This window comes from Hyphomonas sp. ske169 (genome assembly GCF_056850855.1).
This window is the reverse complement of the sequence record NZ_CP096146.1, coordinates 2518897-2536089: the sequence shown is the minus strand read 5'-3', so window position 1 is coordinate 2536089 and position 17193 is coordinate 2518897. Positions and strand designations below refer to the sequence as shown.

Below are 17193 nucleotides of genomic sequence, written 5' to 3'. Positions count from 1 at the left end.
ACGTGCAAACCATGACTCGCCATCCGGTTCCAGTACGAACCCACAGGCTTGGTAAACAAATCATCTGCATCGGCACCAAAATCCACAGTACAAATCTAACGGGACCTCAATCCTGATAGATTATCCCTGCGTCTCATAAAATGGGCGTTAGGACGCAGAAGCGTTGTATAAAAATGAGACACACTGAGCTTTTCAAGAATGAAGGCGGGCAGGTGGCAATTCTTTTCGGATTGGTCCTTATCCCGCTCGTAGCAGTCGCAGGATTTGCGATTGATTTCCAACAAACCGTGAAGCGTAAGGCGAAAGCCCAGCTGATCATGGACTCCGCCGTGCTCGCCGCGGCGCGCGTCAAGCAAACCGGCGCAAATGACACGGAGGTCAAGCTTGCCGTCCAGCAATATATGGACGCGCAACTCGATGGTCTTCCTGGCCTGGCTTGCAATGCTGCTGTCGTGACCGTTTCGACAACGGACGAAGAGATTGATGCCGAAATGCGGTGCCAGCAAACAACCTCTCTGATGAAAGTTGTCGGCCAAAACTATATGCCGTTCACGGTTATCTCAGGGTCAGAATATGGCATCGACAAAATCGACGTCGCCTTCATGTTTGACGTCTCAGGTTCGATGAACAGTTCTAGCCGATTGTCCAACCTAAAGCTTGCCGCGCAGGACGCTGTCGATATTCTATTGCCGGCAGATGCCACCCAAGATCTATTGGAAAACACGCGTCTCGCCATGGTCTCTTACAATGGCATGGTCAATGCGGGCGACTTCTTCGAAGACGTTGCTGGCGTGCCGCCGACCCGAACCTATACCCACACAATCTCTGGGTATGGCGAAGATGATTACACTGTCGGCGACACTTATGATGAGTTCTTTGTCGGTCTCTACGATACAGACACCGACGAACTGATCTCAGAAATTGGTGACGGCGCAATCATTGAAGTGCAAGACCACCAAGATGATGACCTGACGATTGCGGTTACAATGAACAGTTCGCACGATCTTTATGGCCAGGTCGAAAGCATGCGGCTGCAATTGTCAGGAACGGAGTGGAATGACAAAACAGAGAATGTTGAGCCCTACACGATGTATGGTGATAGCGGTCTCAACAATATGACCGGCCAAGCCTGGGACATGGGCGAATTCGAATTGCGCTTAAGAGCGTATTCTGGAAACAATCGAAGCGGTTGGAAGCTGTTTGACGACACGTTTAGTTTCACGCTGGTCCCTGAAGGGGGACAGGAACCTGAAACCAAATCCTACACGCTGACCTCGACCTGTGTTTGGGAACGTGACGGGCCATTCAGGTTTACCGATCTCCACCCGGATGTCGGGGGATATCTCGCCCACCGCCAAGCCTGGTTTGTCGAAGACGATAGCTATTCCAATGGCGGATATTGGGAAACTGGCCACCCAAGCCGACCAAATGACAGCAAATATGATGGCGATGAGTGCCGCAATATTGAGCCTGTTGAATTGACCAATAACCGTAGCACGCTGAGCACGTATATTACCTCGCTCACAGCAGGTGGTTGGACGGCTGGACACTTGGGTATTGCCTGGACCTGGTATCTGGTCGCCGAAGATTGGAACACAATCTTCACCGGTGACGCCATGCCGCTTGATTATACCGAGCCAGATTCGGCCAAAATCGTGATCTTGATGACAGACGGCGCATTCAACACTGAGATTTTCCCAGGTCAGGGAAGCTCCGATAGCCAAGCCCGCGATATCTGCGACAATATCAAGCTCAAAGACATCAAAGTCTATTCAGTCGCGCTGAACGCCCCGGACTCGGGTAAGGAAGTGCTCGAATACTGCGCCACCGGACCTGGTTACTATTTTGAGCCAGAAAACGGTGCCGAGTTGAAAGACGCCTACCGTCAGATTGCGGTCTCCATCTCAGATCTCAGAATCTCGAAGTAAACCCCCACCACCAATCGAGACACTTGGCGATGCACTTCCAAAGTGCATCGCCATTTTTTTACTCCGCAGCGATCAGCGTAGTCTTGGCTTTCGGCAAGCTGCCATTCGGCCAATTCTGCCAAAGCTCTGCTTCCCGCGCCGCAGCTGTTGCAATCGCCGCCTCTTTGACATGCCCATAGCCTCTGATCTCATCCGGGATCTCGGCGATCGCAATCGCCAGATCGAGATTTTTGTCATTCAGATCCGAGAGCATGCGCTCGATATTGTCGAGATACTGATCGCGTAATTTGCGCTCGAGTTTGCGCTCACCCGTCCAGCCGAACGGATCGAACCGCGTGCCGCGAAGAAATTTGAAGCGCTTCATCAGATTGAAGCTGGTTTTCATCCAAGGTCCAAACTGGCGTTTAACCAAATGACCGTTCTCATCTTTCTTCGAGTTTAACGGCGGCGCCAAATGGTAAGCGACTTTCCCGCCTTTAAACTTTTTCGCCAGATAAGCGTCGAACTTTCCATCCGTCCAAAGCCGGGCCACTTCATATTCGTCTTTGTACGCCATCAGCTTATAGCCAAATCGGGCAACCGCTTCTGACAACCGTTCGCCAAGGCCAGCCGCTGTCTCAGCGTCTCGCACGCGTTGCACAGCATCGCGATAGTGCTGCGCGTATTTCGCGTTCTGATAGTCTGTCAGACGCGCCGCCCGATTCTCGATCAGCTCGTCTAAACTCATCGGCGTGATATGACCGCGCGGATCTTTCGCTGGCTCGAGACGTTCTGGGTCATAGGCCGCGACCCGGCCAAGATCGAAGGCCGCCATATTGTCGTCAGCCTTCACACCGTTCAGTTTGATCGCGCGATAAATTCCGCGCAATGAGATCGGCAATTGGCCTTTTTGCCAAGCATATCCGGCCATGATCATATTGGTGTAGATCGCTTCGTTGAAATACAGGATCGCCAGTGCTTCGGCGTCAAAAGCGGCGAAGTCCGTGCTCTGACGTTTCACCCGAGCCGCCAGCAAATCGCTTTCGAATTTCTTCGATCGATCGCGAATAAATTCACTCGTCGGGGTCACATCACTATTGGCGTAAGCCGCGGTGCGATCGGCATCCATAAGGTTAAGCGCATCGCCGCCAGCGGCGACAACCAAATCGCACGCAATCATGCAATCTGTGCTCGCGGGCGGAACCCGCCCCGTGGAAATCATGTCCGGGTCCCGGGCAAAGCGTAGATGGCTGAGCACCGGTCCGCCTTTTTGTGCAAGACCGGTCATATCCAAGCTCGAAGCGGCATTGCCATCGACATGAGCGGCCATCGCCAAAATCGCCGCTACCGTCGTCACGCCCGTCCCACCAACGCCGGTGAACAAAACGTTCCAGACCTCTTCCAGACTCGGCGTCTCCGGCAGCGGAATATTATCCGCATCGATATCCGGCCGCGGCTCGTCCTTGGCAGTGAACTCAGCATCGGTGACGGTGATGAAGCTCGGACAAAAGCCTTTGACACAGGAAATGTCGGTATTGCAGGTCGATTGATTGATCCGCCGCTTGCGCCCCAATTCTGTTTCGACCGGCTCGACTGACAAGCAATTCGACTTGATCGAGCAATCTCCGCAACCTTCGCAGACTTCTGTGTTGATTAAGACCCGCGTCCGGTCTGGCGCGCGCAGTCCGCGTTTCGAGCGGCGGCGTTTTTCAGTCGCGCAAATCTGGTCATAGATCAGGACCGAAACGCCCGGGGTCTCGCGCAATTGTTTCTGGACTTTATCGAGGTCGCTGCGCTCATAAATTCTGACCCGACGCGGCAGCCCTTTGACATTCGCATAGCGCACAGGATCTTCGGTGACGATAACGATGGTCTCGACCCCTTCGCCTTTCACCTGCGTGGCAATTTGTTGAGGCGTTTGACCTGACTCGACCGTTTGCCCGCCAGTCATCGCGACCGCGTCATTATACAAGATCTTATAGGTGATATTGGCGCCGGACGTGACCGCCGCGCGGATCGCCAGCGATCCAGAATGAGAATACGTGCCGTCGCCTAGATTGACGAACATGTGGTCTTCATCAGTGGCGAAATGCTGGCCGACCCAAGCGATCCCCTCACCGCCCATTTGGCTGGTCATGTCAGTGTTTCGGTCCGGCATAAAGTTGGCCATATAGTGACAGCCAATGCCCGCCAGAGCGCGCGACCCTTCCGGCACAACCGTTGACGTATTGTGCGGACAGCCAGAGCAATAATGCGGCGTGCGCACCGTCGGCGTGGCATTGGTACGTGCCGCTTCGCCAGCCCGACCTACGCGCGCAAAATAGGCGTCTGCTTTGTCTGTGTTCCAGCCCTTTGGTAGGACGCCGCGCAAGGCGTCAGCCATTTCAGGGATCGGGATCGACCCGATTTGGCTGAGCAAAGGCTGGCCGTCCACGGTCAGCTTACCTTCAAGTTTCGGCCGCTGTTTTTCGGGCAATGGATAAAGCGCCGCGCGCAGCTGATCTTCGATCAGAGGCCGCTTATGCTCAATCACCAAGACCCGCTCCAGCCCGGCGCAAAACGCTTTAATGCCCTCTGATTCGAGCGGCCATGGCATGGCGACTTTATAGATGGTCACGCCGAGTTTGGCAGCATCCTCAGGCGTCAAACCAAGCGCCGATAACGCCTCAAACACATCGCGCGCCGCTTGGCCGGTGACGATCAGACCGACGCGCGGTTTCGCGCTCGGCAGGATGACATGATCAAGTTGATTCGCACGCGCCCAGGCTTGCGCGGCCGGCAGTTTGAACTCCCGAAGCCGCCGCTCTTTTTCAAGCGGCGGATCCGCGCGGCGCATGTGAACGCCGTCATCAGGGAATTCAAAATCGGGCTTCACGAAATTCATTCGGTTGAGCGAAACATCGACAACCGATCCGCTATCCATCGTATCCGCGAGCGCAATCATCGAGCTCCAGCCGCCTGAGAACCGGCTCATCGCCCATCCGTGCAAACCATAGTCGAGTACATCTTGGATAGAGGCCGGGTTTAGGACCGGAATCTCAGCGTCTTGCATCGCAAATTCCGACTGCGACGGCAGGGTCGAGGATTTGCACATGTGATCGTCGCCCAGAATCGCGAGCACCCCGCCTAAGGGTGAGGTGCCAGCCGCATTTGCATGTTTGAAAACGTCGCCCGTGCGATCAACACCCGGCGCTTTGCCGTACCAAATCCCGAACAAGCCATCGCGTTGCGCGCCCGGGAACAGTCCAAGCTGTTGGCTGCCCCATGCGGCGGTTGCACCTAGATCTTCGTTCAGGCCTTCCCAGAATTTCACGTCATGGGTGTCGAGCCACTTTTGTGCAGCTCGCAATTGCTGGTCGTAGCCGCCAAGCGGTGAGCCTCGATAGCCCGAAATAAATCCCGCAGTGTTATGACCTGCCTGATTATCCAGCCGCTTTTGGTCAAGCGGCAGGCGCACAAGCGCCTGTATCCCAGTCATGTACGCTTTGCCCTCGACAAGATCGTATTTGTCGTCCAGCGTGACTTCACGATGTTCCAAACCGCACTCTCCAGTGTTGCGTTTAGGTCATATATCCCAACAATGTGCCGAAAATGCTTGCCTTCTTTGCGTTTATAGGGCTTATTTGAGCAATAAATAACTAAAGAACGCGCCTATCGGGGGAAAAATTGTCTGAACAGCTCGATACTATTGATGCCAAGATTCTCGATTTAATTCAAAAAGACGCGTCCTTGTCGGTCGCGGATATCGCAGAACGTGTTGGTTTATCCTCCTCCCCATGCTGGCGCCGGATCAAGCGCATGGAGGAGGCTGGGATCATCCAAGGCCGCGTCACGCTGCTTGATCGCCAAAGCCTCGGTCTCGGCTTTGAAGTCGTTGCAAACGTCAAACTGGCGCTGCCAAGCAAAGAAAATCTAGAAGCTTTTGAAGAGCTTGTGGGCAAATGGCCCGAAGTGATGGAGTGCATGACCGTCACTGGCGCTGTCGATTATATCATCCGCGTCACCACGACCGACATGTATGCTTATGACAAATTCTTGCGCGAAAAATTGCTCGGCTCTGCCTTAGTTTCTGACGTTCAGTCGCGCATCATCATCAATGTCGCCAAGCGAACGACCGCTGTCCCGCTCGGATTGGTCAGCGATTACGTGCCCGCAGGATAAGGATCGACATAAGTGACGTGGCCATCTGATTGGCCATAGATCTCAACCTCTCCGCCCGGCCACGCTTCCAATCGCGCATGCATGTTGCCACTGTTCGGATCGCCGCCAAACAGCGCTTCCGCTTCAAAGCTTAACCAAGCCAAAGGCGCGTCCGAGGTTGCAGCGGCCCCTGCCCTGCGGATCAGGTTTGTAATTTCAGCAATCACCTCGCGCGGCGGATAGACCAAAAATGCCGAATGGTAGATGACCGTGACACCGGATGTCGGCCGGGTTTCAAGTTTCTGTTCCAACCACGAGAGCGCATCTGCTTGCGTGACCACCGTTCTTTGCGCTTGCGCCAGCTTGATTGCCGCGTCGAGACGCTCCAATCGCTCTGCTTGATCGGCCCAAGTATAGCATTTGAGGCGAAGCACTTGCTCTGGATCCAACAGATCAATCGGCATCAGATCACAAGCCGCGCGACTCGCAACTTGGACATCCGCGTCCAGATGATCAGGCACAGGCGCCCGCCAATCTGAGCGCACCGTGACGTCGCTATCGCCCGGGCGCTGCCAAGTGCCGGTCTGATAATTGAACTTGTCCCAGTTTTGGTTGAGTCCCGCGCTTGCGCCCATTTCCAACAAGTGCAGCGGCATTTGATAGCGCGCCGCGAGTTTCAAAAACCCTGGAAGGAAAATGATTGATCGTCGCGTTTCATTGGTCTGCGGCGGGCTTTGAATGAAGGTGCGAACCTGGTCGATATTTGCTGCGAGCCAGTCTTTCGCGACCGGCCAAACAGCCTCCATATCCCAGTTCACGCCGCCTTTTGGATAGACTTCGGCAAGCGCACGCGAAGTCTCCGACAAAACGGCATGATGCAGCGCTCCGGCCAGCCTTAGTCCGAGCGCATCCTTGCGCGGATTGGTCGCCCAATCGCCACATATATCTGCAATTGGTCCGCCCGTTTCAAAGTCTGCGGCGAACCGCAACTGCAAAGCTGCCGTGAATGGAGAGCCAAGCGCCTCGCACCATTTCGCCTGTTCAACGAAATGGTCGACGATTTTTGTATTGCCGAGCAAGGTCAGTTACGCCCGCTCGACACACATGGCGATCCCTTCGCCGCCTCCAATACAGAGTGAGGCCACGCCTTTTTTGACGTCGCGATCTTCCATCGCCGCGAGGAGCGTAATCAAGATACGTGCTCCTGATGCGCCGATCGGGTGGCCCATGGCGCAAGCGCCGCCATTCACGTTGACGATGTCATGGCTCAGGCCGAGCTCTTGCATCGCGATCATTGGCACAACGGCAAAGGCCTCATTGATTTCCCAAAGCCCAACCTCGTCTTTCGACCAGCCTGCTTTTGCGAGCGCTTTTTCCATAGCCGGGACTGGCGCTGTGGTGAAATTCTCAGGCTCATGTGCGTGGCTTGAAGAAGAAACGATTTTAGCAATCGGGGTCAGACCGCGAGACGCCGCTTCGGACTCTTTCATCAAAACCAAAGCCGCTGCGCCATCAGAAATCGCTGACGCATTCGCGGCGGTCACGGTGCCGTCTTTATTGAAAGCTGGGCGCAAGCTCGGGATCTTGTCCGGGCGGGCGGTGCGCGGCAGCTCATCCGCTTCCACCGTGGTTTCGCCTTTTCGACTTTTGATCGTCACTGGCGCAATCTCGCGCTTGAATTTGCCGTTCTCTGTTGCTTCTTGCGCGCGTTTTAGGGTTTCGAGCGCATAGGCGTCCTGCTGTTCGCGGGTGAACTGATACTTCTCTGCGATCATGTCTGCGAACGCGCCCATTGGACCGCCAGCATAGGCATCGGTTAGACCATCTAGCGCCATATGATCTTTCGCGGCCATATCGCCGTATTTGTGACCGTTCCGAACATCCATCAGATGCGGCGCATTGGTCATGCTTTCCATGCCGCCAACAATGACGATATTTGCATCGCCCGAAGCGATGGATTGGCGCCCCATAACTGCCGCCTGCAGGCCCGAGCCGCACATCTTGTTGATGGTTGTCGCTTCGAGTCCTTTATCCATACCGGCTTTGAATCCGGCTTGACGCGCAGGCGCTTGGCCTTGCCCAGCAGGCAAGCAATTGCCCATGATAATCTCATCGGCATCATCCGCGCCTAAGCCAGCTTCCGCAACCGCAGCTTTGACCGCCACCGCGCCAAGTTCATTTGCTGACATGCTCGACAAGTCGCCCAGCAAACCGCCCATTGGGGTGCGCGCCATTCCAACAATTACAACAGGATCCGTAGCGGTCATGGTAAGCCCTCCTAAAAGCTTTCGTCTCGCACTTTTTGTGCACCTGCGAACAAATGAAGGAGAAGACAGGCAATCGTCAAGTCACCCAAGGACAGATTCTGTCTCCAGATACCTATCGCACGCGCTGCGGAGCCGTTGCATCTAGCGCCACGGCGCGGTCCATAATGTCGATCAGTTCGTCATTAATGTGGTCTGCGGAATAGACTTTCACATGGCGCAGGGATTTGCCGGTTCCCTCGATACGATCGAGATAATCATCCGCCAGACGCGCGCCTTGCCATAGCTGCAAGTTGCAACGATCACCATGCGCAATCACCGAGAACACTCGTTCATTCCCACTCCAACAGGGGAAACCCCAAGCGAGTTTCACCGTCAGGTGTGACCACTGCGATTTGATGATGTCTTCGAGCGCGATGGCGATAATGGATTGATGCGGTTCAAGGCCATCGAAATAAGCCCTTACGGTCTTTGGCTTCGGCACAGCTTCCCCCAAGTCATTTCGCCCCAGAAATGGTTAATACCCCAAAGTGCGCTGCACAGGCCATAGGGAAATAGCGTTTTTTTTCCGGAGAAATAGAAAAAGGGCGAGCCGAAGCTCGCCCTTTTATATGTCGGTCGGGTCGGCTTACCAGATCCGAATACGGTCTTCGGGCGCCAAATAAAGCGCGTGGTCTGGTCCGACATCAAACGCTTCATACCATTCGTCAAAATTGCGGACGATGCCATTCACCCGGTAATAGGGCGGGCTGTGTGGACCGCGGATAAGCTGCTGGCGCAGAGCCTCTTCGCGATACTTATTTCGCCAGGCTTGTGCCCAGGCCATGAAGAAGCGTTGATCACCCGTGAGGCCACCCAAAACAGGGGCTTCTTCGTCGGCGCTGATCTCGCCATCGCCATTGGTATCCAGGCTCATCTTATAGGCCTTGTAAGCCATAGAGAGACCGCCAAGGTCGCCGGTATTTTCGCCCAGGCCTAGACGGCCATTTACACAAGTCTCGCCATCATCAAGCGGACAGAATTCATTATACTGTCCCACCAGCGCATCGGTTCGCGCCACGAAGGCGGCCTTATCATCTGGCGTCCACCAATCGCGCAGCACGCCGTCGCCGTCAGACTTGGACCCTTGATCGTCAAATCCATGGCCAATCTCGTGCCCAATCACGCCGCCAATCGCGCCATAATTGATCGCTGGATCAGCATCGATGTTAAAGAAGGGCGGCTGCAAAATCGCCGCTGGGAAGACAATCTCATTCCGGGTTGGCGAGTAATAAGCATTGACCGTTTGCGGCAGCATGAACCACTCAGTCTTATCGATCGGTTGACCGAGTTTGGCGAGATTGTCATCCGACGCCCACTGGGCAGCGGCCATCGCGTTTTCGAAGGCGCTGTCTGTGACGTTCAAAGAATCATAGGTTTCAAACTTCTCGGTGAACCCAATTTTCGGGGTAAACTTGGACAGCTTATCTCGCGCTTGAACCTTGGTTTCGTCACCCATCCAATCAATCTCATTGAGATTGTCGGCCATGGCGAGGCGAAGGTTGGCCACGAGCTCATCCATCGCGGCTTTGTTCTCGGCCGGGAAATACCGATCGGCATAGACTCGACCGACAGCTTCACCGAGCGCCCCTTCGACCGCGGAGACGCCGCGCTTCCAACGTGGACGCTGCTCTTCTTGGCCGCGAAGCTGCTGATTGAAGAAGGCGAAGCTTGCCTCATCGATTTCACTTGGCAGCACGCTCGCATTTGACGCGATAAAGCGCGCCGTCAAATAAGTCTTCCAGTCCGCTAGGTCAGCAGACTCCATAACCTCAGCAATTGCTGCGATACCGCCACCTGAGATCTTTTCGAGTTGGTCTTCAGTCAGCTGAAGCGCTTCAATTTCTTCCTCTGTCGGCATGACTTGGCTGACAACAAAGAATGGCTGATCCGCGACGCCGATCTCATCGAGAAAGGCTGTCATTGGGAAGGAGCCAGCAAGCGCAACAAACTCGTCTTTGCTGAGCTTATTATAGGTGAGATCACGATTACGGTTCATCGTACGATCCCAATGCGCCTCGGCAATCTTAGTCTCGAGAGCGAGGATGCGCGCCGCGCCGTCGGCTGGATCTTCATAGCCAGCTGCACCGAGCACTGTCGTCAAAAACGCGACATACCCATCGCGCGTTTCTTGGCTCTTTTCATCATCCTTGAGGTAGAAAGAGCGATCGCCCAGTCCGAGACCAGACTGCGAGATGTAGAAGATGTTCTCGTCGGTTTTCTTAGCATCGATGCTGACACCGCCGCCAATCGGGCTGGCAAACCCAACCGACGCAAAGACGCGTGCCAAATCTTCCTGGGTTTCGATCGCGTTGATCTTGTCGAGATAAGGCTGCACCGGCGCCAAACCCGCCGCTTCAATCGCATCTGTATCGACAAAGGCATTGTAGAAGGCGGCAACTTTGCCTTCTTGGGTCGCCGGATCAGGTTTCTCAGCGGCGAGATCATCGATGATGAACTTCACGCGCTGCTCAGATTTCTCGCGCAGCAGTGTGAAAGACCCATAACGGGTTTGATCGCTGGGGATTTCAAACTCATCATACCAGGTGCCATTCACGTGGTTGAAGAAATCATCGCCCGGATGAACGTCGGCGTTCACGGAATATAGATCGAGGCCAAACTCACCCCAATCATCGCGAGAACTGGTCTCAACTTTACGATCGGCTTCGACCGAGTCGCCTGCAATTGCCGACGAACCCGCGGTTTGCGTCGCCTCTTGCGGGCTGCACGCTGCTAGGACGAGCGCTGCGGCACTCGCATACAATAGTTCTTTCATTCGTTTCTCCCTGAACGTTCGAACAATTGGTAAATTGTAACGCACCCTATGCCTTATTCGGCTGGGACAGGTCTCGGTGTTTCCACACTCGTACCGATCAACTCTTCGCTATCAATCGTGACTTCGCCTGTGTAGGACTCGCCGATCTTGCGATAAGGACGTCCGCCCCAGCTCCATCGGAACACCCGGCCGATCTCGACGCCAACCGCATACAGGGTCGGAACCAAGAAGAGCGAAACGAAGATCGCAAACGCCACCGCATAACCCAGTGAAATCACCATTGGCTTGAGGAATTGCGCCTGCATGGATCGCTCGGCAATCAGCGGCAAGATGCCCACAAACGTGGTCACCGAAGTCAGCAAAATCGGACGGAACCGCGAAACGCCAGCATCGACCAGTGCCTGCACGGCGCCGACGCCTTCGGCCCGTTTTCGGTTCACGAAATCGACCAAGACCAAGTTATCATTGATCACAACACCCGCCGCCGCTGCGATCCCAAAGATCGAGAACATCGCCATGGAGGTGCCAGTGATTGCGTGCCCCAGGATCGCGCCGGTGATCGCAAACGGGATCGCCGTCATCAAGAGCAATGGTTGAGCATAAGACCGGAACGCAATCGCCAGAACGATATACATACAAATGATTGCACCAGCCGCCAGCATTTGTAGCTCGTTGAAGAAGCGCTGCTCTTCCTCGAACCCGCCAGCGGATCCGCGTTCAATATCGGGGAACTGCTTCTCAAAATCCGGCCAGAAATTGACGTTCATATCGGCCATGATTTGACCGCGCCCACCGTCGCCAAGCACGTCGGCAAAGACCGAGACAGAGCGGGTTCGGTTACGACGCAAGATCCGGTTGATGCCAGGGGCATAGGTAAAGTCTGCCACTTGGGTGAGCGCGAGTTCTCGACCGTCCGCCGTTCGTATCCGCAGATTGTCGATACTATCAAGATCTGTCCGTGCCGATTTCGGCAGACGCACCATCACGCGAACATCTTCACCATCGCGCGGCAAGCGTTGCACTTCTTCACCAAAATAAGCTTGGCGAACTTGACGGGACACATCCGCGAGCGTGACACCCAGCGCTTCAGCGCCAGGTTTCAACTCGATCCGCAACTCATCCGCCGCGGCGGTGAGATTGTCGCCAATGTCATAAGCGGCGGCATACGTCGCCAATTGCTCTTGGACCACCGCGGAGGCCTCGCGAAGCCGATCAAGGTCAGGGTGGTTTAGCGCAAACCTGATGCCCGTATCATTCTCATTATCGGTGAAATCGAAGTTGACCTCTTCCGCATCTTGAATCGGCCCGACTAATTCTCTGATTTTCTCAGAGATCTCGCGAGTCGACAGAAGTTCCGGACGGTTTTCCGGCGGCACCAAGCCAATCCAAGACTGGACCTGACTGTTCGAAGCAACGACAGACGCACCATTTAGAACACCGCCCTCATAGCCACCATCAGACCGAAGGATCTGTGAATTCCATTTCGTATTGAGCTCGGTCTCAGCCGCGTTGATGCCCGCCTGCAATTGGTCACGAACTTCCAGCGTCCGTGAGAATGGCGTGCCTTCCGGCATGTCGATCGTGACTTGTACCAAGTCGCTTTCGATTTCCGGCATAAACTTGAACGGCACGACGCGATTTGCCACCAGCATGATCGCGAATGCAAACACGATGAAAAAGAACACGATGGTTGCGTATCGCATCCGCAAAGCAAATTCGAGCAATGGCTTGTAAATGTGCTGAGCGAACCAAATCAGACTGTCAGCAATCCGCCGCTGAAAGCGTGCCAAGCCATTTTGCTTGCTTTTGTCTTCCTTTTTCATATGCGACAGGTGAGCCGGCAGAATGAACATACACTCGATGATCGAGAAGACGAGCGATGCAATCACAACGAATGTGATTTGCTGAGTAAAGGCGCGTGTTGGCCCTGTCAGCATGGCCCAAGGGGCAAATGCGATAATCGTCGTGATAACGCCGAACACCACAGGTTTGAACACGAGCTGAGTGCCGACAACCGCGGCATCAATGCCTTCGCGTCGGCCGCTTTCGACCTCTCGGTGAATGTTCTCCCCCACCACAATGGCATCATCGACAATGACCCCAATGACCAGCAGCACCGCGAAAGTCGACAACACATTCCACGATACACCAAAGAACGGCATCAACATGATGCCACCGGCAAATGCGGTAATAATCCCAATCGTCACCCAGAATGCGACGATTGGACGAAGGAATAAGATTAAGACCAGCATCACCAATACAGCGCCAAGCAGCGCTGATTCAGAGATCAGCTGCATACGGGCTTGGAATGGTTGCGAATTGTCCCAGAGAATTTCAATCTGCATCCCGTCTGGCAGAATGCCAGTCGCGGGATTATTCGCCCGGTCGATATAATCGCGGAAACTATTCGCATAGTTGACGATATCCATACTGTCGGGTTGAACGACCATAACGAACGCGGTCGGGCTGCCATTATGGGTGGCATCAAGATCCGCATCGATGAAGCCATCAATCACCTGCGCGACATCGCCAACCCGGATTGTACCTTGGTCATTTGATTGACGGACGATGATTTTTTCAAACTGTTCTTGAGTATCGGCCAAAGCCCGCGCAGTCATCGAAACATCACCGACATTCGAACGGATTTGCCCGCCTGATGAATTAAGGGATGATTGGCGGATCGCCTGCGCGACTTCCGAGAAACTCAGATTGTACCGGCGCAGCGCATCTTCGGAAATTTCAACCGAGACCTCTTCGTCCAAAACGCCTTGTAGGACCGCCAGCTCACCGCCGCTGATTTCAGCGATATCATCGCGAACGTCATCGGCCACCCGTTTCAAAGTTCGGGAATCGACTTCGCCAAATATGGCCATGCCGAAATACCAATCGCGCTGTTCCCAACGTGTCACACGGGGCTGGAAGGCGGCTTGCGGAAGGTTGTTTATCTGATCGACGCGGAGTTTGATCTCATCGATAAAGACTTGCATATCGATATCGTCGCGGCCGCGAATGTTGACAACCGCAAAGCTTTCGCGAGCAATCGAGGTGATCCGATCAAGCCCATCAATGTCGGCAACGGCTTCTTCAATCCTGGTAATAATCTGTTCTTCGACATCCTGGGGCGACGCGCCCTGCCAGCTCATGGTAACCGAGGCCCCCGCCACTGGAACCACGGGGAACATCTCTCGTTCCATTTGGTTAAAACCGAGAACGCCGCCGACAAAGGCGACAACCATGAGCAGGTTCGCAGCAACCGCGTTTCGTGCGAACCAGGATACCATTCCAAACATTACAGGCCTCCGTCACCAGCAGACGCGACGAGATCTGAGGACACGTCCGCAATACCGGTTGTGTCATCCTCGTCGTCGTCAGATTTTGCAGCTTCATTGTGATTTTTGATTGAGCCATCTTCCATGCGCTGCAGGATGGTGATGCTCATGCCGTCATTTGACCCTCGGATCGGGCTGGTAATCGCAAGATCACCTGGCGCGACATCCGGGCTGCGGAACCAGGCACCATCTGGCGAGCTGAATACCAAATCGACTTCATAAATGCGCAGGGCGCCTTCACTTGGATCGCCGATGAAGATGTTCTCACCCCCGCGAATGGCGGAGCGCGGCGCGACCAACAGGTTTTCGATCTTAGTTCCTGCAATATCTGCATTCACGAACAGGCCCGGAGCCATCGGTGCGCCATTGTCAGAGCCAGCTCCATAAGGATCGGCGAGTTCTGCGATGACATTGATCAATCTTGTTTGGCCGTTCACCGCTGCCGATGTTCGGGTGACACGGCCCGTCCACTGGCGAACCTCGCCTGCTACAGGGGCGGTGAAAATCACTTCTGGACCTGGCGCCGCCGCCGTTTCCGCAAACGCCAATGGCAGACCAAGGCGGCCAAGTTCATCATCCGTAATCGGCAAAGAGACCTCGACCATATCGGTGGCGAACACGCGACCTAAAGACTGTCCTGGCGAAGCGAACTGGCCCACATCGACGTTTTCTTCACGCACACGGCCATCAAACGGCGCGACGACAGCCGTGCGGCGTAGGGCCAAATTTGCGTCCGCCAATTGTGCTTTAGCTGATTCCAGAGCGGCCCGCGCTTCCGCCAATTGTGGTTCGCGTCGCGCCAGCGGGCTGGAATCGGTGATGCCGAGATTGATCAGATCTTGCTGGGCAATTTCGGCTTCGGCTTGCTCTCTGGCAAGACGCTGTTCCGCGCTCGCAACGCCAGACTGCGCGCGCACGACGGCGAGCTCATAATCAGCAACCTCGAGACGGACCAGCACCTGCCCACGACGAATAAAACCGCCATCGATGAAGTCAGGTGATACATATGAAATCCGGCCTGCGATTTGCGGCGCAACAATCAGCTCCCGCTGCGGGCGAACCTCACCTTGGGCCGTGACATGGAAGTCCAAATCTTCTTGGCGAATCTCTTCAGAGAAGACAGAGAGTCCCGAGAATTTCTCGTCCGCTTGTTCCGGCTCAGGCTTGAGGATTTGCACCGTCATGAAGGCGACGACGGCCATTCCCGCCAATACGGCGATTGTGATGATGATTGAAATTATACGGCTCATGGGAGGATTGCCTCTTCGGGGCTATTATTGCTCAACGCGATCGGGTTTGCAGGTTCAGGAACCGGCAATCCGCCGCCAAGAGCGAGGTGGAAACTCACACGGTTTGACGCGCGTGCTGAGCGGGCCGAGATCAAGCTATTCTCGGCACTCAAGCGTCGCGTCTGGGAATCAATCAGGTTGAAGATCGAAACCAAACCATTTGTATATTGTCGGGTCGCCAATTCTTCGGCGAGGCGCGCTTCTTCTAGGGCGCGAGATTGCGCATCTTCTTGCAACGCGAGCAGCGTATCCGCAGCGATCGCATCTTCGACTTCACGCCACGCGTTAAGCGTCGTTGCAGCATAGTTTTCAACTGCCGCACGCGCCGACGCGACAGCAGCATCACGGTCCGCATCAAGCGATCCGCCATTAAATATCGGCGCCGTCAGGCCTGCAACCAACCTTGCAGCGACTCGTGTTGGATCCAACGCATCTGCGATATCGGTTTCAGTGTTTGAAACCGACCCAGTGATGCGAAGACCGGGCAGCATTGCGAGCCGTGCTTGCTCCGCGCGCAATCCAGCGGCCACCACGCGGGCTTCAGCCGCGGCAATATCCGGGCGACGCGTCAGCAACAGCGTTGGGTTCCCAGATGGCGGAATTTGCGCAAGCTCAGGCAGTTCTGCCAGAGCTTCGAGCTCTGCGGCAGGGTATCGCCCAAGCAGAATTTCGAGGCGGCGCGTGGCATTCTGACTGGCCTGACGCTGTGCCGCAATCGACGCTTCGGCCGAAGCTTGGGTGGTCCGCGCCGTCCGCACATCCAGCGCGGAGGCCAAACCGCGTGACAAACGACGTTCTGTCAATTCGAGCGCACGAGACCGCGCCTCAAAGGTTTCAACCGCAACCCGCTCTTGCGCCAAGGCGGCATTTAAATCGAACCAAGCTGACGCGGTTTGCGCCGCAAGCGAAAGGCGCGCAGATGCAAGATCAGCTTCGCTCGCGACAAGATCTGCTTCAGCGGCGTTGATACCCGCCCGGAGCCGGCCCCAAAGGTCAATTTCCCAATTGAGATCGAGCCCGACCCCAAAAGTTGGATCATCGACGCGATCATCAATCGACGCGATGAAATTGCTGGTTCCGCCTGCTGATGCTGAGCCGGACAGGCTCGGCAATGTCCGACCATAAACGCTCCGCGCCTGAGCGCGTGTCGCTTCAACCGCGTAGAATTGCGAGCGGATCGAGGGGTTCGCTGAGAGGGCTTCATTGACCAGGCTGACCAGTTTCTGGTCATTGAACTGGCTCAGCCAATCGGTTTGGGGCACTTGGCCAGCAACGCCAGACGCCGCCCAAACTTCAGGCGCATCCGGAGCGACCGGAAAGATTGCTTCTGGTTGTCCGCCCAAGGTTGGAACACTCGGAACGCTAGAACACGCGCCCAGTGCCAGAAACCCCAATACTATACCCGCTTGTTTCATAGAAACCTCTTCACCTTGGATCGTGGCTTACGCC

The 17193-nt window shown here is 55.2% G+C and carries 10 protein-coding genes; 2 read left to right on the top strand and 8 right to left on the bottom strand.

Annotated features, from left to right (window positions below; genetic code table 11):
• Positions 1–173: 173 nt before the first annotated feature.
• Complete coding sequence (locus MY069_RS12245; protein WP_482794070.1) at positions 174–1928, top strand: vWA domain-containing protein; 1755 nt, start codon at positions 174–176, stop codon at positions 1926–1928.
• A gap of 58 nt (positions 1929–1986) precedes the next feature.
• Here MY069_RS12245 and MY069_RS12240 read toward each other — a convergent pair whose 3' ends face one another.
• On the bottom strand, positions 1987–5445 hold the full coding sequence (locus tag MY069_RS12240) for an indolepyruvate ferredoxin oxidoreductase family protein (RefSeq protein WP_482794069.1): 3459 nt from the start codon (positions 5443–5445) through the stop codon (positions 1987–1989).
• 128 nt (positions 5446–5573) lie between these two features.
• Here MY069_RS12240 and MY069_RS12235 point away from each other — a divergent pair, with 128 nt between their 5' ends.
• Positions 5574–6068 carry an Lrp/AsnC family transcriptional regulator gene (locus tag MY069_RS12235; RefSeq protein ID WP_482794068.1) on the top strand — a complete coding sequence of 165 codons (495 nt, stop codon included), beginning with the start codon at positions 5574–5576 and terminating at the stop codon, positions 6066–6068.
• Here MY069_RS12235 and MY069_RS12230 read toward each other — a convergent pair.
• The 7 genes from MY069_RS12230 to MY069_RS12200 form a co-directional block, all read right to left on the bottom strand.
• Positions 6050–7126, bottom strand: coding sequence for a DUF2332 domain-containing protein (locus MY069_RS12230; protein ID WP_482794067.1), 1077 nt, complete (start codon positions 7124–7126; stop codon positions 6050–6052). The genes MY069_RS12235 and MY069_RS12230 overlap by 19 nt on opposite strands.
• Positions 7127–7132: 6 nt before the next feature.
• Positions 7133–8314 carry a thiolase family protein gene (locus MY069_RS12225; protein WP_482794066.1) on the bottom strand — a complete coding sequence of 394 codons (1182 nt, stop codon included), beginning with the start codon at positions 8312–8314 and terminating at the stop codon, positions 7133–7135.
• A gap of 112 nt (positions 8315–8426) precedes the next feature.
• Positions 8427–8795 (bottom strand): DUF1801 domain-containing protein, encoded by a 369-nt coding sequence (locus tag MY069_RS12220; protein ID WP_482794065.1) that lies wholly within the window; start codon positions 8793–8795, stop codon positions 8427–8429.
• A gap of 144 nt (positions 8796–8939) precedes the next feature.
• On the bottom strand, positions 8940–11126 hold the full coding sequence (locus MY069_RS12215) for a M13 family metallopeptidase (protein WP_482794064.1): 2187 nt from the start codon (positions 11124–11126) through the stop codon (positions 8940–8942).
• 53 nt (positions 11127–11179) lie between these two features.
• Positions 11180–14416: an efflux RND transporter permease subunit gene (locus MY069_RS12210; RefSeq protein ID WP_482794063.1), complete on the bottom strand. Its 3237-nt coding sequence runs from the start codon at positions 14414–14416 to the stop codon at positions 11180–11182.
• The gene (locus tag MY069_RS12205) at positions 14416–15705 is read right to left on the bottom strand and encodes an efflux RND transporter periplasmic adaptor subunit (protein ID WP_482794062.1); all 1290 of its coding nucleotides are present in this window, start codon (positions 15703–15705) and stop codon (positions 14416–14418) included. Before MY069_RS12205 ends, MY069_RS12210 begins: the two co-directional genes overlap by 1 nt.
• Positions 15702–17159 (bottom strand): efflux transporter outer membrane subunit, encoded by a 1458-nt coding sequence (locus tag MY069_RS12200; RefSeq protein ID WP_482794061.1) that lies wholly within the window; start codon positions 17157–17159, stop codon positions 15702–15704. Before MY069_RS12200 ends, MY069_RS12205 begins: the two co-directional genes overlap by 4 nt.
• Positions 17160–17193: the final 34 nt, after the last annotated feature.